Annotated in this window: 17 protein-coding genes; 3 read left to right on the forward strand and 14 right to left on the reverse strand. The window is 65.3% G+C overall.

What is annotated here, in order from left to right:
* Window positions 1–5: 5 nt before the first annotated feature.
* The 6 genes from GPZ80_RS29435 to GPZ80_RS29460 are packed head-to-tail and all read right to left on the reverse strand — an operon-like array spanning window position 6 to window position 9,255.
* A complete protein-coding gene (locus GPZ80_RS29435; protein ID WP_187224371.1) occupies window positions 6–1,571 on the reverse strand; it encodes a hypothetical protein in 1,566 nt (521 codons plus the stop codon).
* The gene (locus GPZ80_RS29440) at window positions 1,571–3,598 is read right to left on the reverse strand and encodes an AIPR family protein (RefSeq protein WP_187224372.1); all 2,028 of its coding nucleotides are present in this window, start codon (window positions 3,596–3,598) and stop codon (window positions 1,571–1,573) included. The genes GPZ80_RS29435 and GPZ80_RS29440 overlap by 1 nt, the downstream gene beginning before the upstream one ends.
* Window positions 3,595–4,608, reverse strand: coding sequence for a PD-(D/E)XK motif protein (locus tag GPZ80_RS29445; protein WP_187224373.1), 1,014 nt, complete (start codon window positions 4,606–4,608; stop codon window positions 3,595–3,597). The genes GPZ80_RS29440 and GPZ80_RS29445 overlap by 4 nt, the downstream gene beginning before the upstream one ends.
* Window positions 4,605–7,439: a Z1 domain-containing protein gene (locus tag GPZ80_RS29450; protein ID WP_187224374.1), complete on the reverse strand. Its 2,835-nt coding sequence runs from the start codon at window positions 7,437–7,439 to the stop codon at window positions 4,605–4,607. The genes GPZ80_RS29445 and GPZ80_RS29450 overlap by 4 nt, the downstream gene beginning before the upstream one ends.
* Entirely contained in the window at window positions 7,436–8,929 is a 1,494-nt protein-coding gene (locus GPZ80_RS29455) for an ATP-binding protein (protein WP_187224375.1), read from the reverse strand. Before GPZ80_RS29455 ends, GPZ80_RS29450 begins: the two co-directional genes overlap by 4 nt.
* Window positions 8,926–9,255, reverse strand: a complete 330-nt coding sequence (locus tag GPZ80_RS29460; RefSeq protein WP_187224376.1) for a hypothetical protein — start codon at window positions 9,253–9,255, stop codon at window positions 8,926–8,928. The genes GPZ80_RS29455 and GPZ80_RS29460 overlap by 4 nt, the downstream gene beginning before the upstream one ends.
* 376 nt (window positions 9,256–9,631) lie before the next feature.
* On the opposite strand from GPZ80_RS29460, the gene GPZ80_RS29465 reads away from it, so the two are divergent.
* Entirely contained in the window at window positions 9,632–11,518 is a 1,887-nt protein-coding gene (locus tag GPZ80_RS29465) for a DNA cytosine methyltransferase (protein ID WP_187224377.1), read from the forward strand.
* Here the strand turns inward: GPZ80_RS29465 and GPZ80_RS29470 are convergent.
* Window positions 11,515–11,940, reverse strand: coding sequence for a very short patch repair endonuclease (locus GPZ80_RS29470; RefSeq protein ID WP_312880648.1), 426 nt, complete (start codon window positions 11,938–11,940; stop codon window positions 11,515–11,517). The two genes, GPZ80_RS29465 and GPZ80_RS29470, sit on opposite strands and share 4 nt — an antisense overlap.
* A gap of 133 nt (window positions 11,941–12,073) precedes the next feature.
* The gene (locus tag GPZ80_RS29475) at window positions 12,074–12,721 is read right to left on the reverse strand and encodes a hypothetical protein (RefSeq protein ID WP_187224378.1); all 648 of its coding nucleotides are present in this window, start codon (window positions 12,719–12,721) and stop codon (window positions 12,074–12,076) included.
* Window positions 12,722–13,695: 974 nt separating this feature from the next.
* Here GPZ80_RS29475 and GPZ80_RS29480 point away from each other — a divergent pair.
* Window positions 13,696–14,160 carry a hypothetical protein gene (locus GPZ80_RS29480; RefSeq protein ID WP_187224379.1) on the forward strand — a complete coding sequence of 155 codons (465 nt, stop codon included), beginning with the start codon at window positions 13,696–13,698 and terminating at the stop codon, window positions 14,158–14,160.
* Window positions 14,161–14,496: 336 nt separating this feature from the next.
* Here the strand turns inward: GPZ80_RS29480 and GPZ80_RS29485 are convergent, their stop codons facing one another.
* From GPZ80_RS29485 to GPZ80_RS29505, 5 genes are all read right to left on the reverse strand, one after another.
* A complete protein-coding gene (locus GPZ80_RS29485) occupies window positions 14,497–15,384 on the reverse strand; it encodes a phosphotransferase (protein ID WP_187224380.1) in 888 nt (295 codons plus the stop codon).
* The gene (locus GPZ80_RS29490) at window positions 15,381–16,694 is read right to left on the reverse strand and encodes a helix-turn-helix domain-containing protein (RefSeq protein WP_187224381.1); all 1,314 of its coding nucleotides are present in this window, start codon (window positions 16,692–16,694) and stop codon (window positions 15,381–15,383) included. Before GPZ80_RS29490 ends, GPZ80_RS29485 begins: the two co-directional genes overlap by 4 nt.
* A gap of 83 nt (window positions 16,695–16,777) precedes the next feature.
* The gene (locus GPZ80_RS29495; protein WP_187224382.1) at window positions 16,778–17,305 is read right to left on the reverse strand and encodes a hypothetical protein; all 528 of its coding nucleotides are present in this window, start codon (window positions 17,303–17,305) and stop codon (window positions 16,778–16,780) included.
* A complete protein-coding gene (locus tag GPZ80_RS29500) occupies window positions 17,302–17,712 on the reverse strand; it encodes a hypothetical protein (RefSeq protein WP_187224383.1) in 411 nt (136 codons plus the stop codon). Before GPZ80_RS29500 ends, GPZ80_RS29495 begins: the two co-directional genes overlap by 4 nt.
* A 78-nt stretch (window positions 17,713–17,790) precedes the next feature.
* A complete protein-coding gene (locus GPZ80_RS29505) occupies window positions 17,791–18,048 on the reverse strand; it encodes a hypothetical protein (protein WP_187224384.1) in 258 nt (85 codons plus the stop codon).
* A 534-nt stretch (window positions 18,049–18,582) separates the two neighbouring features.
* Here GPZ80_RS29505 and GPZ80_RS29510 point away from each other — a divergent pair.
* Complete coding sequence (locus GPZ80_RS29510) at window positions 18,583–19,251, forward strand: HAD family hydrolase (protein ID WP_187224385.1); 669 nt, start codon at window positions 18,583–18,585, stop codon at window positions 19,249–19,251.
* Here GPZ80_RS29510 and GPZ80_RS29515 read toward each other — a convergent pair.
* A complete protein-coding gene (locus GPZ80_RS29515) occupies window positions 19,214–20,404 on the reverse strand; it encodes a helix-turn-helix transcriptional regulator (protein ID WP_187224386.1) in 1,191 nt (396 codons plus the stop codon). The two genes, GPZ80_RS29510 and GPZ80_RS29515, sit on opposite strands and share 38 nt — an antisense overlap.
* Window positions 20,405–20,651: the final 247 nt, after the last annotated feature.

Consider the following 20,651-nt stretch of genomic DNA (forward strand, 5'->3'; position numbering starts at 1 on the left):
GCATGTCAGTTGGCCAGGTTCGTCTGCGCCAGACGGCTGACTTCATCGCTGCCTCCGTGGGTGACGCTGGCCGTCTCCTCGTCGGGATCAGCGGACATGAACACGTATTCGCCCACTCGCAGGCCGAACCGTCGGACGTAGGTGCCGAAGCCGTGCGTGAATCCCGTCTCGTCGTTGTATACGGCGGTGCCGCAAGGCTCGCCTCGTCCATCGGTCAGCTCGAACCTGGTGGACGGGGTGCCAGCCGGGAGCCATCGCCGCAGCACCACTCCGGTCAGCCTGAAGTTGGACGTCACAGCGAGCGTGACCCACGGGCGACCGTCCGGTGTCACACCGGTGCGGAAGTCGCGGTTTTCCGTCAGCGAGCGTTCTCGTGCCTCTTGCTGGACGGCCGCTATCACGTACGGGGCAACCTGTGTACCGCGGACTGTCCACGCGTTGCGGTCCAGCTGCATGAACGCGGGATGGAAGGTCAGGTACAAGCCAGCCGTGCTGAGGTTCATGCCGAACGCTTCAGCGGTTTCCATCAGGCTCGTGCGATCGAGGACTCCGTTCGGTGACATCCTGATCAGCTCGACGAGAAGCGCCGCTTCGACACCGAGCTCCGCGTTGAGGTCCAGGGTGACGGTCGTGCTGAGTCCGTTGTCGCCGACTGCGAACTGGTCGTGCCACTCGCAGAACGCCCGTAGTCCGGTGATGGTCGGGGCCACCAGGTCTGCCTGGCCTGCGGTGCGGCCGGAGTTGCGGTAGGCCCAGAAGGCTTCGACCGCTTGGCGTGCGCTGAGTAGGTCGACCGGCTGATGGACCGACAGGAGCGTGCGAAGTGTGTTGACCAGGCGGTTACGCCCTGACGACCGCCAAGTGACGTGGTGATCATCGAGCCACACCACCGACTCTGATGCCGACAACAGTGCTCTGACGTCGTCTTCGGTGACGACGACGCCGGCGTTAAGTGCCTCGTCGCTGACTTGCAGCAGGGTGGCGAGGCCTTGGCGTTCAGCCAGCCTGCGAGTTGCCCGGTACACGGCGGTAAGGGAGTCGGGATCGTCGGTGACGACACCATCCTTCAGTTCCAAGTCGAACTGTCGTCCGGCGAACTCGGCGCACGCGCGCAGACTGTCGAAGCTGTACCGAGTGGTCGTGATGCCTCTGCGGAGCAGTTCTTCCGCCAACCCGAAATCCGTGCAGGGCGCCAGCCGCCTCGCAAGGTCCAGCGCGGCGTCGAGCTGCGGCCACCACAGGTACAGTCCGGAGAGTGCCTTGTGCCGCTTCTGGATCTGGCGGGCCCCTTCGCGGGTCACCCCCATGGCGAACCCGGTTTCCTCCAATGTGGCGGGTGGCTGTCCGAGCAGTCCGTACCGTGTCGCCAGGCCATTGATGACGGCTTGGCGGCAGGGCCTTCGCTTGCCGTGAATCTCCCTGTCCGCCGCGGACAGAATTCTGACAACCGTCGTCTCCAGTGGTTCGGTGGCGTCGTAGGTGAACTGGGCGAACCTGCTTAGAACACTCGCCAAGTCGGCATCGGTGTCCGCCTCACCCGGTTTCTGGACGGCGTTGGTTCTGTGAGTCATCAGGCGTCCGTGTTCCCGGAAAGCACGAAACCGTTGTTCAGGGCGGCGTTGTAGATCCTTCTCAGGTTGTCGATCTGCTTGTCAGTCGGCGTCTTTCCCGCAGTAAGCAGTCCTGCGGTACCGGAGGCGATGCGCCTGTCAACAGCGGTGAGTTTGTTGTGCTCGCTGGCCCAATCGGCCAAGTCGGACCACGGCACGAGCAGGAGGTCCTCAGTGCTGATGTCGGACATGACGACATGGGCGGTGGCATTCGTCGTGAGCTGGGCGATGGTGGCCGCGCTGAGCTTCCAGGGCAGGGCGCGGGCCTTCTCCCAGCATGCTGGTTTCTTGGCCCATTCGCTGATGTTGCCAGGTGCTCGGTCGAAGAACGACCGGAGCAGTCGGGCGAGTGCCGGGATCTCGCTGCGCAGCTCCTCCGGCACCTGTTGCGTACGCCAAATGATGTCGAGGTCGAGGCGTCGGCTGGTGCGGTTGCTGATCAGCGCCACGGCGTACGCGACGACCTGCGCCTTGTAGCCCTCCAAGCCGTTCTCCCGGAACGTCCTGGCCACGATCTTGTCAGTGTGCCGGAACAGGATCGCCTTCGCGACAAGATGCTCGAAGTAGCGTCGATCGGGTTTCTGGTCCCGCTCTGGACGTTGCGCGAGCCGCAATGCGAACTCGGCAAAGCACTTCTGACCGCCGAGACTGACGGCGTGCGGAGTCTCGTCCCAGGCGAGCTCGAACTTCGCCAAGTCGGTCTTGATGAACTTCTGCGCGGGCGGATGGATCTCCTTGAACGCCTTTTGCCTGGCCGGTGTGCCCGTCCTGGCCACCTCGTCCTGGTACTGGCCGCGGGCACGTTCATAGAACCATCGGGTCTGCTGCTGACTGCCGTTCGTGGCCGGCGCCCATACCGAGCGGGAGAGACGTTCGATGTCGACGTGGAAGGGGTGGTTGGTGCTGAAGTCCGCCTCTTGGACCTTGTTCTGGCTGTTGGCATAGCGGGAGATCAGTGGGACGAGCTCGGTGAGCTGGTCTGGCGGGACGACGGTGAGCTTCATCTGGACGTGAATTCCGTCCAGCGTCGCCTTGTGTTTCACTGCCGCGTGGTAGAGCGACGCGGTGGTCTGGCCGCCGTTGACGATCTGCAGGTCCTTCAGGCTGGCGATGGCGCTGCTGCCCTCGCGCGTCCTGATCACGTCGACGGCGGATGCGGTCGCGGAGATGCCGTTGTTGTAAGCGAGGAACCGGCGGGGCTCATGGAGGATTGTGTCCCGGATGCCCTGATTGATCTTGCCCCTTGCCTGCAGGAACGATCGCACGTTGAGTTCGAGCAGGCGGGCGGAGTACGTCGCGTAGATCTCCTTCAGCACGGTGCCGGGCACGATGGCCAGCATCGTGTGACATCCCTGCTCGTCGAGGTCGGTGGGTAGGCATGGGACTGGCGCACCGAACTGGTTGAGAAAATCGATGTGGATGGACGCCTGCTGCCGGCCGGAGGTCACCAAGCGGTGCAACCGCACCACGTCCCAGACCTGGACCGACGTCGGCACATCACCGAACTCTGGCGTCGCCACGTCCTTTCTGGTGGCGACCGCACCATCGGTGAAGACCCAGAACCGGACGCGGGTGAGTTCCGGCAACACCTGACTGATGCTGTTCGCCATGTCGAATACCGGTGAAGCCGTCTCAAGCCCGGCGGCGCCGTTCCGCGACACCTTCTCCATGAACCCACGCAGCCGACGGAGACAGGTCTCGATGTCCGCCTTGCCGACGGGTACGGGCGGCACCGTCTGCCTGAGCACGACGCCGAACAGGTCGAGCGTCTGGCCATCGCCGCTGATGTTGTAGCCGGAGACCTCCTCACCGCGCGCTTGGTGCAAGCAAGCCTCCCCGCCCTCCAGCTCGGCGACATCTGTGAGCTCACCGACCATCCGTTCAAGGAAAACGTCGCGGATGTTCCGCTCGGCGCCGGGCATACCGGCCTCTGTGAGCAGGTCCTGCTGGAGAGACTCTGCGAACTGGTCGAGGTCGGTGTCAGTCATGCCTTCTTTTCCAGGACGGTGATCATGTCTTCGTGGCCGACGAGGAACCGGGCGGCGGCAAGCAGGTCGACGGTGTACTTGACGTCGGACACCCCGACGGGCCTGGTCTGTTCGGTGATCCGGGGGAAGCCGTCGGTCACTCGGTGGACTGTCCGACCGCGCAGCGCGTATCGCCGGTCCTCGTAGAGCCGGCTCTGCGTGTCCAGATAGCCCGCACGTGCCAGCCGCTGCTCCAGCTCGCCCGCTACGCCGAGGTTGGTCGCCTGGTTGCGCACCTGGCGAACGAGTTCGGGAAGAGACATTCCACGTCCACCCTGTCGTGCGTCGAGCGCCAGCGTTACCAGGAACAACACTCCGGGCCCGGCGTCGTCGAGCTGTCGTTCGCTGCTGATCAGTACCCGGTTGGTGTCGTGTCCGGTCGCGGTCTTGATCTCCACGCTGCCTGGCTCGAACTGGAAGTCCTGTAACTGCTGGTCGGGGCCGGTCCATGCGTACACGGCGTCCGGGCCGAATGTTGGGAGGAACAGGTCAGACAACGTGTGCAGCTCGCCGAACAGCCCACGCTGCTGCTCCCGTGACAACCCGTCGGGACTGACGCCGGCGAGCATCCGTTGCCACTCACCCAGCCGGTTCACCACCATGCCGCCCGGTTCCGCAGTGACCTGTGTGAGCATCACGAGAAGGTCGGCCACCAGCGCGGTGAAGATGTCCGTGTACGCACCCGCACGCAGTACGAGGTCCAACGTGGTCCCGTACTCTGGGACGCTTCCTGGCTCGACCACCACGCCCGATGTGATCAGCAGCCCGTTCGTCGCATTGGCCGGAATGCTGTCGGTGACCACCGAGAACACCCGCCGTGCGGACGGATACTCCACACCGACGAAACAGTGGTGTGGACTGTCCGCCAGTACCCGCCGAACCCGCCGACCTGCCGACAGCGGGCCACTCTGCGTGTCGTGCAGTTCGGCCCAGAGTTCCTCAAGATCCGTGGTGGACGGTACTGGGTTCATGCCTGCTCCTCGTCGGAGTCCTGGCTGCCGAACTCCTGGTCCCACCACAGGTTCGTCACTCGGTACTTGATGGTCTTCGCGGTCCGGCTTGTCGGGAAGCTGAGGGCGAACCCGACGGGTGGCAGGTCGGGATGCATCCAGCTGTCGGGCTTGAGCGGATACAGCAACAGCAGTCCTCGACTCGGTGGGCGGACATCACGGATGGAGAGCCCACCGGGCGCCCTGGGCTCCGTCTTCCTCGTCTTCGGGTCCAACTGCCAGGCCTGCCTGGTCATCTCCAGAGCTCGGCTGGCCTCCTCGTCGGAGAGGTCCATGTCCTCGTCGCTCGGGGAGACGAGGCGACGGATCACGTAACGGTCGCTCCCTGCTCGCAGGCCAGCCTTGTACTCGGCGTCGGCGTTCGCACGCTCCTTCGGCAGGTACAGGGCGCGCTGGACCAGGCCGACCTCGAAATCACCGATCTTGTGGGTCTTCTGGTCGTTGCCGGAGACCGACACGAGCCCCACCGTCCACGTGGTGAGCTCCGGTTCTTTCGTGGTCAACAACGTCCGGATGTATTCAGCCAATGCTCGCGGCTGTGCCTTGGTCGCGACGTCGGAGGCCTGGTACCCGTCTAGGAAGTCCAGCACGTCAGGTGCTGGCACGTTGTCCCACCGGACGGTGCCGAGAGCGCCCCGGCGGGGTGCTGGAGTGCCCATGGCACTGACCAGGCGCTCGGTGATGGCCAGGTTGTTGCTGAGCACCTCCTCGTCCGTCTCGAACGTGATCGACTCGCTGATGGTTTGGGAGAACGTGATGTCGACGTCGGTGCCGTTACGCATCTTGGTTCTGGCAGTGATCATCAGCCCGTCCGGATGCGCGCGGACCCGCAGCCCATACTCCTGTGGTGTTTTCCCGAGAGCTGCCATGTACTCGAACTCGCGTAGCAACTCCTCGTTGGCCAGAGCGATGTCGCGGTACCACCCGGCGAGCTCGTCGGTCGTGTAGAGCCGGCTCAGGTCGAGGTACCCGGGTCTATAGCCGAACCAGCGGCCCATCTGCATCAGCGTGTCGTACATCTTCGACGCCCGCAGGTAGTAGCTGACCGTCAGCCCTTCGAGGGTCAGACCGCGGGAGAGCTTGTCCCCGCCGATCGCAATCAGCGTGAGAGGCCGGTCGGCCTCGCTGTAGGTCAGAGCATCCTCGGACTTTCCGTTGAGCACGCGCAGTTCGACGTCGTTGAGCACGCCGGGAAGCGCATCGCGGATCTGCGCCCACTCGACCACCTCGTCGACTTCCGAAGCCACGTCCGGATTCCGCAGCAGCGCTTCGGTAGTCGGTACGAAGTCGGTTCGCCACAAAGACTCCAACGCGGGCCACGGGGAGTCCGGGCTGGTGGGGTCGCCGTGCCAAACGCGTTGGCGCATCAGGTCCACATGCTCGTGCAGCGCCCGACGGACCAGCGCTTGGACGTCGGTGAAGCGGGTGACGTGCACCAGCATCGTGTTGTGGTCCTCATGGCCACGAACCCGACGTGCAGCCGTGGCGAGCAGGAAGGCGTTGATCGCGGTGAGTAGCGACGCAGGCAGTCTGCCCGGGACGGTGTCCTTCTTGTGTTTGTTCGGGAGCCACATCTCGTGGTCGTCGAACGTGCTGATGACCGGCAGCCCGACCTGTCCCTCGATGCCTGAGTTCACGTCGCTGTCCAAGCCGAACACCGTGTTGACGCCGACGTAGTTGCTCGGTGGCCGGAGGTTGATGATGAAGCTGCGTGGGAACAGGTCCTCGCCGTACTTTTCGGTCTTTTCGTCGGCATCGATGAATATGTTTGCAAACGGCGTGGCGGTGTATGCGAGGTACGCGGACTTCTCGAACGTGCGCAGGAGCTTCCGGATCAGCCCGTTGATCTTGGTCGGATCGTAATCGTCGATCGGCTGCCCGTTCTCGTCGGTCGGCCGGGCCTTGGTGTTGACCGAGGCGTTGTCCGCCTCGTCGTCGATCACCAGTAAGGGAACGTTACGCACGGTCTGCTGACCGGTCTCCGGGTCACGTTCCTGATTCAGCCGGGTTGCCCACGAGTACAAGTTCCGCAGCACAGACGCGTTCTTCTTGACCACCAGGATGACCGGGTCGCTGCCGCCCGCGTTGAGCCAGACCTGCCTGGCAACCTTGACCTGGAAGTCACCCTTCTCGTCGCTGCTGGTCAACGAGTGGACGTGGAGAAACTTCCCCTTCATCTGCCCTACGCCAACCTTGGCATTGGTCTGGTCGTAGCTGCGGTTGCTCCTGGTGTCGAACCCGAGGAACTCCATGTCGAGCCGGTGTTGGGTCTGGCTGCGCAGACTGTTGTGCAGACCGGCCAGCACGACGATCAGGCGATAGCCGGCGTCCGCGGCCTTGCAGATGACGCCTGTGTAGTTGGCGGTCTTGCCGGACTGCACCTGGCCGACAACCATCCCACGACGGTCCCACCTGCCAGGCCGGTCCGGGTTCTCAAACGAGTCCAGAATCCGGTCGGTGACTTGGTTGATGCTGCGAATCTGTGCTGGTGCCCAGCCCTTCCGGCCCAGATACCGCCGATACCGTTCCCAGAAGTTCCACTCGATCCCGTCCCTGGCGGCGTCGAGCCAGGGCACATGGTCCTCATGACCGTTGAGAACCTGTTCGGTCGGAAGCCAGACGTTGCATCGACCCTCCACGTCCCTCCGCAGCTCATCGACGTCGACGTTGGCCTGCTCCACGAGAAGCAACGCCTTGTCGACCGCCCGTTCGACGTCGCCGGTCGTGACGTTGTCCGCGTCGTCGAGCAACATCAGAGCGATCTCCATCGCCCTGCGGTGGTCGGGTTTCATGCCATCTCCTGACCGAGTTCGCGTGTGCAGACCTCTCGAACGAGGTCGGGAAAATCAGAGAACGGTTCCATTGTCAGCAACCGACCGACAATTTCCTTGCCGGACGTTCCTGAGCGTCTCATCGCTCGGACGACATCGTTCAGCACCGACCGGACCGTGTCCGGGGCGCTCTCCTCGAACGGTGCTGCTTGGCGGCCCTGCCCGTCCGCATGGTTCAGGATGATCAGCGGTACCGGAACGGTTTCCTCCAGCAGCCTGACCAAGGCCTCGACGTCACCGCCGCCCGCAGTCGTGAGCAGGGCGGCCACCAGCGGGTGCTGACGATTGACCTGGTAGGCGATCTTTGTCCCACGCGCAACCTGCAGCCAGGCCTGGACCACGTCACCATGGCTGGCACGCTGAAGTACCTTGCCGCGGTGTCGGTAGACACTCGCCGACCGCAGCCGAACGACCTCCGCGATCCGCCGCAACTCGGGCACCAGCGCGCCCGGCGCGCGGGCCACCGACTTGCGGACGTCGATCTGCCAGTCGGAGTCCATGTGGTTGGGCAGGTCGAGCCGAATCCGGGCCAATGAGGTCAGCTCGTCCCGCCGGAATCCGAGCCCGAGCCAGTTCCCGGACACGATCAACCGTCGGTTCCGGTACACGTAGAAACCCTGCTGGGAAGCCCAGCCACGACGACCACCAGCGGTGGTGTGTTCCTGAGGGGGGAGCCGGCTCACATGCGGCAGGACGAACGACTTCACCCTGATCAACTCGCCCCGGTACGGCAATGACTCGTCCGTGACGACCTGGGTCGTCTCATGGGACTCAAGGAACGGGTCCCACGGCACGACGTTCCGGCCGTTCACCCGGATCGTGATCTGCCTGGGGCCTGTGACGTACCGATGGAAGGTCATCCCGAGATGCCTGGCAACTCGGTCAGCGATGTTGTAGAAGTGCCTCTCTGCCTGCTCGTTCTGCGGATCCGGCGAGACAACAAGTCGGTCCAGCAGTCGCCACAGCACCACCGTTCCCCGCTTGTCACCGTGCAGCTCGTCCCACAGGGCCCGGTCCCCGGATGTCAAGGCCGTCAGCAGCTGCCAGCCACCGACGCGGACGACATGGTCAAGATCCCACGTCCGAGCCGCCAACGATGATGTCGCTGTCGCCGACATGACGACCAAGCGCCGGCACTGCGAGAACGACGCGGTCTTGAGTCCGAGCCCGAACCGCCCGAGATCACTCGCCTGTCTCGGCGTCGAAGGGCTGGTTGTGCCTGGCCGCATCGCCTCCCGGAGCCTCTCGGCGTCCATCCCAAGACCATCGTCGACGATCGCGATCCATGACTCGCCGCCAGCCCAGCGCAGGCGGACGTCGACCGTTGTGGCTTTGGCTGTGATGCTGTTGTCGACCAGGTCTGCGACTGCGGTCTCGGTGGCGTACCCGAACGCGCGAAGCGACTCCACCAACGACTCTGCGCGAGGTTCGACGACCTCGTAACCGGTCACGGTTCCGCCCGAAGACGACGTTCGAACGGCCACATAAGTCGTAGCCGCCTGTTGTCGCGAGTCACGGTCCAGGCGTGGAGGACGTCCGCGCCGCGGGTGCGTGCGGTGATTCGCCCACGAAGCCAGCGCGCCTCCTTCGCGAGGCGACAAGCGGCGACACCGATCCTGCGGAGGTGACCACAAACGGCGATCGGCGGCACGCCCCTCGGCTCGCTGGCGTAGACGTTCGACTCCGCGTCCAGCTCGGCGGGCGCGTCCAACGAGCTCGGCAAGGCTGCTGTGCCGGCTGAATCCGGGTTGACGATCTCGTAGTCGATGTTGTTCATTTCAACCCCCGCGTCACCAGCCAACGCACCCCCGTCCGCGTCATGTCGACTCGACCGAACCAACCGACGCACCAGACTCCGGCGGACCAAGTGTAGGGACGCCGGGCAGCTCGGCCGCACCCTCTGGGCATAGCCACGCACAGAGCGTGACGGATCACAGTTCGACGAACGCTCGATGTGATCCAAACGTTACACTGGGTGCTCGCCGCCCTAAACGGGAATCGTCGGACCCCATCGCTATCGTTACGAGTCGTCCATCGGCCCCGGTGACGGACCGCGAAGTCGACACCGGAGATCATGGACGTTGTTGATCCAGGACGACGTCTGTGTTCTCCTGGTGCTCGTTGACGCAGGTGTTCGGGAAGGGTACAGGCGGGTGTCCATCTACGGGGTCAAGCTGCAACGCAGCGACGATCTGCGACTTGTCCGCCATCCTGATGGTTGTAGCGAGGACGCCTTCGAGCAGTGGTGTGCGCAAAGGCTGACCGAAGGTCAGCGGCTTGCTGTCGACCTCTTCTCCGGCGCTGGCGGGCTGAGTCTCGGACTGGAGGAGGCTGGCTGGACCGTCGCGGTCTCCGTCGACAACGACGAGAAGGCCGTGCAGACGCACAGCCACAACTTTCCCGGTTTGGCGCTGGATCTTGACCTCAGCGAGCCCTCACAACGTCACGAGCTCATCGAGCTCCTCAACAAGACCGAGATCGATCTCCTCGCGGGGGGACCGCCTTGCCAACCGTTCAGTCGGGCTGGTCGCAGCAAGATCCGCAGCTTGGTGGTCGCCGGGCACCGCGAGGAACATGACCATCGGCGTGAGCTGTGGCAGGCATTCCTCGACGTCGCACTGGCCGTACGACCTCGGGCCGTCCTGATGGAGAACGTTCCGGACATGGCGCTCGGTGACGACTTTGCAGTCGTGCGGACTATGGTCGACGCACTGGAACGCGGTGGCTACTACACCTCGTTCAGACTGGTCGATGCGTGGCGTTACGGCGTTCCCCAGCATCGCAAGCGCCTCATAGTTCTTGCTCGACGTGACGTCGAGGACTTCTCCTGGCCGGTCGAGCAGAGCAAGCAGCCAACACTGCGTGAGGCGATCGGTGACCTCCCCGAACTCGGCGACACCACCGGCGGTCGCGAGCTGCCCTACAGCAAGCCCCGACGTCTGCCTCCCTTCGCAGAGATGATGCGAGCCGGTGCCCGGAACGGTGTCGTGTGGGACCACATGACCAGGCCGGTGCGTGACGACGACCGCAAGATCTTCGGAATGATGGACGCCTCCACCCTGTACGCCGACCTTCCCGCGGACTTGAGGCGCTACTCGGCCGAGACGTTCGATGACAAGTACAAGAAGCTCGACTGGGACTCGGTTAGTCGCTCCATCACCGCGCACATCGCCAAGGACGGATACTGGTACATCCATCCTGAGGAGCTGAGGACCCTCACGGTCCGCGAGGCCGCCCGAGTCCAGACCTTCCCCGACCGCTTCCGTTTCGCCGGTACCCGCAGCGACGCTTTCCGTCAGATCGGTAACGCCGTCCCTCCGCTGCTCGGGTGTGCCGCAGCGACGGCTCTCAGTCCAGTCCCGACACACGAACGTTCCGGCGCACGGCAGGGGGAAGCGTCACGCTGGGTAGAGGCCAGGCAGGCGCTCACCAGCTGGGCAAAACAGCAACAGCGGGGCCCCAACTGGCATTCGCTGCCCGGTCAGGGCGTCACGCCGGTGGTGGCCGCGGTCGCAGCGCTCCTGATGAGTCGTTCCAACGCTCCGAAGGGTGCCGACCGGGCCATGGCCACGATTCGAGGCCGTGCGCGACTGACCAAGGCGGAGCTCGACCAGATGCAGCAGGAACTCGCGACTCAAGCCGGACGTCAGGTGCTAGAGAGGTTCCGGCCACTGCTGCCGAAGCGCAAGCTCTGGACGGACCCAGAGGCACTGGTCGAGCAGCTGACGATGAAGGCAGCGGAAGAGCGAACCTTCCGACTCCTGGCCGGCCAGGACGTTCTCCTTGCCTCCCAGACGACTCTCAGGGTTGCGGCACGAGTAGCCGGTAGCGACTCGGCCAAGACCAACAGGCTGAGCGACGGCCGTGTCGACCTGGCCAGACTGGTCGGCGCCGGCCCCGAAGCGCCACTGCGCGCGGCTGCGCTCCGGCTGCTCGGCAGTACCGTGTGCAAGGCAGCCAGCACCGTATGCGGCGACTGCCCGCTCCGGCAGCAGTGTGTCGGCAACTCTGGTGAGCGTGCGGTGCAGACCCTGTTCTAGCCATCCCTGCTTCGTGTCGCCGCCAGCACCCGTTCGGCGGCGGCAGCTACGTCCCGTCTGATCTCGCATTCCCAGACCCGGACCACCTGCCAGTCGGCCATCTCGGCAGCTTGGTTGTTCCGGCGGTCGCGTTCGCGGTTCGTCAACAGCTTGTGCTCCCACCGCTCGGCGTTGGGGCCGCGGAACTGCGTGGGTGAGTGTTCGGGGCACCCATGCCAGAAGCATCCGTCAACGAAAACGGCTAAGCGGTACCGAGGTAGGACAAAGTCAGGCGTACATCGTGGAGCCACGGACCGATGGACCCGGAACCGTAGTCCCAGAGCGTGTACTGCACGGCGCAGCGCGAGTTCCGGTTTGGTGTCGCGCGTACGTCGGCCGCGCAGGTGCTGCCCCTTGACAGTCTGTGTCCATCCTTCGGGCACGAAGCCCCCAATCTTCGACGTCGGTTCACGCAGGTCCCAGCTCAGCGCGCACCGGCGTGTCCTTCACAGCCCGTTCTTACGGCCGGGCGGGCGCGCCATCGCGCGAACTGCCGAGATCGACGACCGCCTTGGCTTAGCTTTCGTCACCATCGTCGTCCGGCTCGACGTCTTCCTGCCGATCCTGCAGCTCAAGTGCCTGGGCCAGCCACGAGGGGTTCTCCATTGTTTCGAAGACAGCCCTGTCGTCCGCCATCAGCCTGGCCAGCTTGTGCAGGCCCATGACGGTCGGCGCGTACGCCGTGACAAGCCCCTCGTCATCTGTCTCCAGGCCACATTCCGCATGCTCGGCGTAGCCCACCAGCAGTTGCAGGCGATCGGGCTCGGTCGCAAGGCGAACCTGCGGCGCCCGCTCGGTCATGATGCCAGCGTGTCCGCGGCAGCTGTAGCAGGTGGCGTAGCCGGCGGCGGAGAGAACGAACACCAAGCCAGCGACTCCGACATCCATCCCCCGAAAGAGGTAGTCGAAGTCGTCGCCAGCCTCCTGCTCACTTGCCGAGTAAAGCAACTCGTCGAACTCTTTCGCGTCTTGAGTTGTCGCGGCGCGCTCAAGCCATTTCGCCTCGGCATCGAGGCATTCGACAGCTTCCTCCCAGGTGATGTCGAACTGGGGCTCGTAGTCCCTGACGAGTGAGAATCCTTCGACGACGCGCCGAGGAGTCATCCTCGTGAGTGCGGCGGGAAGAACCTGAATACGGGGCACGACATCGTAAGTTGGGATCACGGCCTGATTGTTACCCTGCAGTTGTCTCCTCGTCGAGGCCACCCCACTGTCGCGGGCCGCCGTGGGTGCCGCCGACCCCTGCGCTCCTTGCCGTCGGAGGCGTGGGCCGAGGTATGGCAGGGCGACCGGCCCGTCCAGTTGGACGCAAGGCGGGAGTATCCGTAGATCCGCCTTCGACCGGGCAGAACAACGCTGGCCGCAGCGTGGGCGACAGGACAGCGCGGCTGTGGCACGCGACCGGGGATCTCCTCGATGAGATTCCCGCGGTCGGAGCCTGGAGTCGCGCCGTCGCCCTCGACGCGACCGGGACTCGGGTGGCCGTCGGTTTAGGAATCGGAATGATCACTGCCCATACCCATGGCGACCGGCTCGATAGTGGCTGAGTTACCGGGACACGCAGGCCGAATGCGGCAGCTCGGGCTTGCTCGGGGACCGGCTGCTGTCCGCGGTAGCCGGTCGAACGGTTGGACTTTGGTGAGCCACGCCGCCCCGGCTCACCAAATTTCGAATCCACCCGTTGGAGACTCCAGCAGGTCGACGGCATCAACGCCCTGTCAGCGCTGGATGTTCGCCGCGCGATCGCTCTGGTGCGTCGATCCCCACTGATCGTTTAGTGGGTTCGCGGCAAACGGCCCCGTAGCCGCGAAGCGGCGCGTGCGCGACATCCCGAGAGGCAGGGCGGCAGTGAGACACGGCGAATGCCTCGACTTTGTTGGCCGATCCGAAATTGCTGCGGCTGTGTGCACCACGTGGCCCAGAGCACTGGCCGCCACCGCCTGCGAGACCTGGCCCGCGACCCTGGCCGGTTGCCGAGACGGACAATCCCCGCCTCCGTTGAGGACCGGCATCCATGTCGCGGCGGGACCGGTACTGCGATCTCCGGTCCCGTCGCGACCCCTTGTCAGAGGCTGCCGGAGTGGACCACGTGACCTCCGGCCCCGCCGTGACCCACCAACCGCATTGAGGAGACTGTCATGGTTCAGACCGTCGAGCCCACGCCGTCGATCGCGCGCAGCATGTGCGAGAGCTACCGAATCCTGTTCGGCTGGGCGACCAGCGTGGATCTTGAGTCGGGAGAATTGCAACTCGCGGTGGGCGACCCTGTCGACGCCCTCATCATTCCCGCAGGGTTCGCCGGTGAGGTCAACCTGATGCTGAAGGTCCGCATGCAGCGGGCTCCCGTCATCGTGGTTCCCGGCAGCCCGACGAAGTGGATGTTCCTGACTGGGCCGCGAACCCAGTTGCGTGAGTCGACGTTCGCCGCGATGGTGCGCAACCGCGTCGAGTGGCTGGACAAGGGATCGAAGATCATGTTGCCGGTCGGGCCGACATCACCTGTGCGCTGGCTTGAAGGTGGCCCCACGGTAGGGCACGAACTTCCACTGTGGACAACGATCATTGCTGCTGCGCGGTCAGCGGCAGCGATGGGCGCGTGGTGAGTCCATGGTCTTCCGGACCGTTTGCGACTGCGTGCCGTGTCAATGTCGTCCCACTCGGCGCGCTGAGGCGGTAAGGACCAATCGCGGTTCTTATGGGCAACGACGACGGTCGTCGGGGTACGACTGCGGCGGTCGCGCTCGGCTTCCCCCTACGGTGATACTGCCGTCGGTCGGTGTTCTTGTCGTGCTGTCGAAGCAATGTGACGCTGTACCGCTCGCGCCGGGCGAGCAGCCGACCCTGCTCGGGGATCCCTGTGATTTGGACCTGCTTCGACGGGTGCTGCGCGGACTTCGCCGTCTGTAGGCCGCGTCCGTCACGGGATCCGAAGTGGCGGCTCAGTAATAGGGCTTCCATGCTGCGTCGGATCGGTTTTCTCTCAGGGTCGCCATCCGGTGGTGCCACTGTTCGGCCATTGCGGGGCGGTTTGCGAGGTCGGTGACGAGGTAGGTGACCATGACCAGCTCGCGGATGCGACGCAGCACCGGCCACCAGGCGAGCCGGGTGACGTCTCGGCCGTAGGCGGCAGAGAATTCCGAGAGCGCGCCGACGGGCCCGAATCGCAGTGCACTCACCGCGGCCGGGGTGAGATCCCAGTCGAGCGGTCCGTGCGCGATGTTGTCCAAGTCGCACAAGGCGAATTCGCCGTCGGTTGCGCGCAACAGGTTGGCGACGTGGGCGTCGCCGTGGATGACGCCATGTGGCATTGCTGGCGCGACTGCTTGGTAGTCGCTTTCGGCGTCGATCCAGGCTTGGGAAAGCCACGCGTGGTCGGCGTCGTCGATGCCGTTTGCGTGATCGAGAAGTGTTCTGGCGTAAGCGAACTTGTCCCATCGGGGCAGCCAGTCGGGCGCGTCGAGATTGTGGATGGCACGTAAGGGCGCCGCGAGGTCCGCTGCGGCGAGGGCGGGCGGACGTTCGTAGGCCCGCCAGAATGTCGCGGCGTACCCGTTGCCCAGCACGGGTTGCGGCACTTCGTCGACGAGGGGGGCGATCGGCGCGCCGCGCTCGGCCAGCCAGGTCGCGACCCGCACCAGCCGTGCCGTGTGAGCGACGCGGTCGGGATACAGGCTGAGCCGAACGACGACCGGTGACGCCAGTTCGAATACCGCGTTCGACGAATAGGTGATTAACCGCGCCCCGGACGAGTCGAGCCCGACTTGGTCGCAGGCATCGGCCAGCGCGGCATCTAGCGCGGTGGTGAGCTGTGGAGTCAGCATGGTCATACGGCTCGCAACTCGGCAATCCTCGCGAGCAGGTGTCCAGCCGCGTCCCGCGGCAGGGTTCGGGCCGCTCTTTCGATGTCGGTGAGCCGGTCCACGGCCCGGACCGACCGCAGGCTCGCGACGAGGTCGAGCGCACTGTCCGCCTCCGCGATACCGGCGTCGACATCGCCGACATGGAGTTTCCCGGCGGCGAGGATGATCCGGTCGAACACGGATGAGCGAGCGGGTCGCCCGGTCGTCGGCGCGCTGATGATTCGGTGGGCGATGGTCGCGGCGTCGGCCGCGTAGTGCCGGAACTCGGGTTCCGGTCGGCGCGCCAGCACCATGTAGGCCATCGCGCGTACCCCGTCCCAATCGCCGGACCGGGCGAACGCCGACGCCCACGGCGGGGCGTCGCCATCGATGCGCCCCAGCTCGTGCTCCGCCCGGGAGAACGAGTCCTCCATCCGCCGCGTCTGGCCCTTCAACGCGTGCGCCCATCCGGACGAAACATGCAACCTGGCCAGGTCGGCGTACGAACCGGCGTCCTGGGCGGCGATCTGCCCAAGCTGGAACGCGCGCAGCGCGTCATCCGGGCGTTCGACGTGCAGGCTGACCCGCCCGAGCCGATACAGCGCCGCCGCGACCATGCCCGCTTCGCCGACCTCTGACCCCAACGCCAGGGCGGCCATGAAGTGCCGCGACGCCTCATTGTGCCGACCGACATCGTGCAGCGACCACCCGACCAGACAGTGAAGGTCGGCTACGGCAATGCGGGCGTGTTCGGCGACCGGCATGCCCTCTGCCACAGACAGCAGGGACCTGGCCGTCGCGAGCGCCCCCGATGCGGCGTCCAACGCGGCACCGCCGCCATGGTTCTGTTCCAGCGACCACAGCAGGGCAGTCAGTTCGCGAATCTGCGCGACGTCCGATTGACCGATCCGCCGAGGTGCCGGTGCCGCGCTCACCGGATCCGCGGGCAACCAGCGCGCCAGGTCGGGCGGAACTGCACCTACCGCGAGTGCCGCCGCCGCTCCCAGCAACTCTCTGCCCATCGGCGCCGTGTCCAGGCTGCGAGCACCCGGGGCCGATCGAGCAGGCTCGACGGCGTCGCTCGCTGACACCGCCTCGCCGAGCAGCTCCGCGAGCTGATCGAGGTCCACTTTGAGGGTGGTTGCGATCTTGCGTCGCCGCCACGGCTGTGGGCTCAGCGCGCCGCGCTCCCACCGGCCCACCGTCGAGGGCTCTACGCCGACCTCATGGGCGAACGCCTCCTGCGTGTAACCCAACACTTCGCGGCGCGCCGTGAGCCGCTCCCGCCGTGTTCCCACCGGCCGTCACCACCCCTGATCATGGGCCGTGATCCAACATACCCGGACCCCGTAGCGGCAGATCCACCCTTGGTCGTTGGCGGTCAGGCGCCCGCTCGATCACGCCGGGCCAATGAATCCCACTGACCGAATACGGGCACGGGCTCAGCGTTAATGTCGACTGAAACTCCGGAATACTCAGATACCGTCGTCTCAGCAGCAACGACATCCGTCGACTCCTGCCGAACCGTCCCGTCGCTCTGGTAATGAACACTCTCTATCGTGTGCGCGCCACGAAGATCCTGCCGTGCGTCCTCGGCGTACGACCAGGTTCCGACCTTGGTCATAAACATCGTGTCGGGACTGGTTCGCTTGAACGTGTATTTGAGGACACGCAGCGTGCTGTCCTCATCGAAGAACCAGACCCCGACATAGTCACGCTCCAGCCGGACCTCTATCAGCAGTTCCGGTTTACCCAGATCACCGATCACAGCGGTGTACAGCTCGCCAGACTGGTGCCGCGCGTTGGCCTGCTCGTCGCTCAGCACCGTGATGGGCTTGCGAAGGACGCTGTTCCAGCGCTCGCAGTAGGTGATCGGCCGGGGGACGGATGCGGCGGTCACGTCGCTCACAGGGTGTACTCCTTGCCTTCGCTGTCTCGAATCGTAACATCCAACTCCGCAGCCCTTTCCAGAATGGCGCGCGGGACATCGATCCGTTGGGGCGGAACTTCCAGAATCATGACACCATCGAGTGGTTCACCAACCAACTCGGGAAACTCGTCACGATTCCGTGGTGAATCGGCGATCTCCTCGCCGGGGGAATACTTACGACTCATCGCTGCCAGATACCCGAAAGCGGTTTCCTCTTTGATCTCGGCGAGCTGGGTATGCTTACGTTCGACGATTTCCGCTCCGTCCCGATACGAGTCGACGACCTTGCCAGTGCTAAGTCTGATCTCATTCACCGGGTAGTGGGGCCGACGCTCCACGTTGAACTTGTTGCCCTCCTGAATCCGCTCCCAGACCGCTGGAGGCATCTTCGCGGGTCGCCGCCTGGCAGGCGATGCATCCGCGACGGGAGTTGGTGGCCCCGCTGGCGCCGTAGGGCCAGCTCTTCAACGCCCGAGCACCGCCGCCGCGGTCGTCTCCAGGACGTTCCGGATCATGCCCAACTGGTCCGTCAACTGCTGGACCATCTGTTCCTTGAGGGCCATGATCTGACCCGCCGTTTGTTCGTGGCCCGTGCCCTGAACGATCTGCATCACCTGCTGGCCGACCTGCTCCAACTCGGTGCTGACATGGCCGACCGCGCCATACGGCAACTTCTCCGCCAGCTGGTTGAGCTGAGCAGCGCACTCCTGCAACGACGACACTCGGCACTCCTTCGAAGATCCATCTCTTGTGGTGATCACTCAACCGGCGTGGGAGAGGCGCGACCAGAGCGTGATCAGCGCGGAAACCGGGCGTCCATGAGGCGTCACCGGCGATGACCAGCCACGAAGGGGTTGACGGGGCCCGTGTGTTCAGAGTCCGTCTGTTCCGCGGTCCGCATCGGCGTGGGACGGAAGACCCGTAGCGGAACTGTGTCGGCATCGCGGGGCCGACCGATGTTGGAAGGAGGCCGACGCGGCATCGCCGCCAGATGCCGGCAGGTCGTAGGTCGGGAGGCCAGCGCAGACTACTGCAAGTGTTGACATGATCACTATAAGTGGCAGCGGCTGGCCATTTGAGGCCAACGGGAGGCGTTTTGCTGGGCGTTTTTGGTGCGTTTGAGGCCTGTCGATGCAGCCTGCCTGGCTGGACCTGCGCGTTTGCCCTGCGCCGGGCTGGTTGCCCCGCCACCTGATTTGGCGGCTGCGGCTAACGTTTGGCGGCGGTTGCCTGATTCGGCGGGAGCGAGGAGCGGCGTGATTCGGTCTGTGGTGTTCGACGTCGGCGAGACCCTGCTCGACGACACCCGTGAGTTCGGGGCGTGGGCGGACTGGATTCGAGTACCCCGCCACACCTTCTCCGCAGTGCTCGGTGCGGTGACAGCGGCGGGCAGGGACAACGCCGAGACGTTCCAGTACTTCCGTCCTGGGTTCGACCTGGCGGCCGAACGCGAGCTGCGAGAGCAAGCCGGGTGCGGGGAACAGATCGATGAGGCCGACCTCTACCAGGACGTTCGAGCGGCGTTGGCCGACCTGAGGGATCTCGGCGTGTGGGTGGGTATCGCCGGGAACCAGACAGTCAAGGCCGCACGTCTACTGCGCGAGTTGGATCTCCCCGTGGATGCGATCGCGACATCCGGCGAGTGGGGCGTGGCGAAGCCGGATCCATTGTTCTTTCACCGTGTGGCCGACTTCGCTCCCGGACAGCGGGATGAAATCGTCTACGTGGGTGACCACCGCGACAACGATGTCGTCGCTGCCACGGACGCGGGCCTGCGAGCCGTGATGGTCCGGCGCGGGCCATGGGGGCACCTGTGGGCGGATGACCCCGTGGTCGCGGCCCGGGCCGATGCCGTGATCGACTCGTTGGCTGAGCTAGCCAGGATGGTCAGCCGGTCGACGCAGGCTGGGTCATCCACCGGCTGAAGTCGCGTAGCGCGCTCGAGGCGGGGCTCGACTGGTGCATGTGGTGGATGACCTCGCGGACTTGAGGGTGGGCCTGGATGTGCTCCGGTGCCGTCGTTCTGGCCGCGATGAACTCGTCGAGCGCCCGATCGTGCCGCCCGGCCTGGTGGTGTGCGCGACCGAGATCGACATGGAAGTGGGAACGCCGTTCGGCGGGAAGGCTGATCGGCGGAGACCACCCGGCTGCTGACTGCAGCGCGGTGCCGGCGTCGCCGAGTTCGACGGCAAGCGACACCTGGTGGATGCGGACCGACGCGGGTCCGAAGGCGGTCCCGAAGTACACGCCCTCGTCCACCTGGAAGGCGCATCTGCTGGCCTCGGCCAGGTGGTCGCGTGCGCTTGCTGCCAGACCCGCACGGGCTGCGGTGACGGCGGCGCGCATGTGCAGCGCTCCGTAGACGGCCGCTGCCTGCGCGGATGCTTCGTGCTCGACCCGGGTGGCTGCGCGTTCGAGCATTCGGCGGCCGGTCTGGAGATCGCCGTTGGCGAAGAACGTCTCCGCCCGCACGTAGGCGGCAGTCGCGATCAGCAGGTCGTCCTCGGCCGCGCGAGCGGCCCATTCCATCAGGCCGATGATCCGGGCCGACAGGTCGTAGTAGCCATATTTGTCGGCAATGGCGTCGGCGGCCCGGTACGCTTGGACCAGCAAGCGCGCCACCGCGACTCGCTCCGCGCCCGAGCTGGTGGTGAACGCGCGCATCAGTTCGGACAGCAGAGCAGGTATCAGCGTGGCGAGCGCCCCGTAGTTTGACTGCAGGCGGCTGGTGACAACATCGGCCACAGCACGCTCAAGTTCGGCGATGCCGCGGGTGGGCCCATCTTCGGGCAGGTCGTAGGCGTCGAGGACTCGCCTCAGCGCGGGGATCCCCGCGTGGACCAGGTCCGACTGTTCCACCGCGCCACGCCGCAGCATTGGAACAGCAGGCTGCGACAGCAGAACGGCGAGCTCGTCGAGCGTGATCGCCAACGCCGCGGCAATCTTGCGCCGTACCCACGGCTGCGGCGCGGACTTCCCGCTTTCCCAGCGAACCACCGCCGACCGTTCCATGCCGAGCCGTTCGGCGAGCGTTTCCTGGGTAAAGCCCAAGGCGGCACGCCGCGCCGCGAAAGCCATCCGACGTTCGTACAAGACACCCCTCCGCCCAGTGCAGCATCCAGTCTGGCAGCCGTTCCGCCCACGTCGACCGGGAAACGGGTGAATCGCGCGTAATGCCGCTGACTACGTTCCGCACTGTTTCCGCCGCTCATCACAGGTCAGGCCGCATTCGCGCCGCACAAACGCCGCATCGACGCTCTGTTCCGGGACTCGGCTTCGGGGTTGAGTTGGCTACCTTGCCACGCTGGATCGAGACCGCACCCGG

It is taken from the genome of Actinokineospora xionganensis (assembly GCF_014323725.1).
Lineage (GTDB): Bacteria > Actinomycetota > Actinomycetes > Mycobacteriales > Pseudonocardiaceae > Actinokineospora > Actinokineospora xionganensis.

Coding starts and splice junctions, on each gene's coding strand:
- GPZ80_RS29435 (WP_187224371.1), bottom strand. CDS start 1,571: ATGACTCACAGAACCAACGCCGTCCAGAAACCGGGTGAGGCGGACACC.
- GPZ80_RS29440 (WP_187224372.1), bottom strand. CDS start 3,598: ATGACTGACACCGACCTCGACCAGTTCGCAGAGTCTCTCCAGCAGGAC.
- GPZ80_RS29445 (WP_187224373.1), bottom strand. CDS start 4,608: ATGAACCCAGTACCGTCCACCACGGATCTTGAGGAACTCTGGGCCGAA.
- GPZ80_RS29450 (WP_187224374.1), bottom strand. CDS start 7,439: ATGAAACCCGACCACCGCAGGGCGATGGAGATCGCTCTGATGTTGCTC.
- GPZ80_RS29460 (WP_187224376.1), bottom strand. CDS start 9,255: ATGAACAACATCGACTACGAGATCGTCAACCCGGATTCAGCCGGCACA.
- GPZ80_RS29480 (WP_187224379.1), top strand. CDS start 13,696: ATGGTTCAGACCGTCGAGCCCACGCCGTCGATCGCGCGCAGCATGTGC.
- GPZ80_RS29485 (WP_187224380.1), bottom strand. CDS start 15,384: ATGACCATGCTGACTCCACAGCTCACCACCGCGCTAGATGCCGCGCTG.
- GPZ80_RS29500 (WP_187224383.1), bottom strand. CDS start 17,712: ATGCCTCCAGCGGTCTGGGAGCGGATTCAGGAGGGCAACAAGTTCAAC.
- GPZ80_RS29515 (WP_187224386.1), bottom strand. CDS start 20,404: ATGGCTTTCGCGGCGCGGCGTGCCGCCTTGGGCTTTACCCAGGAAACG.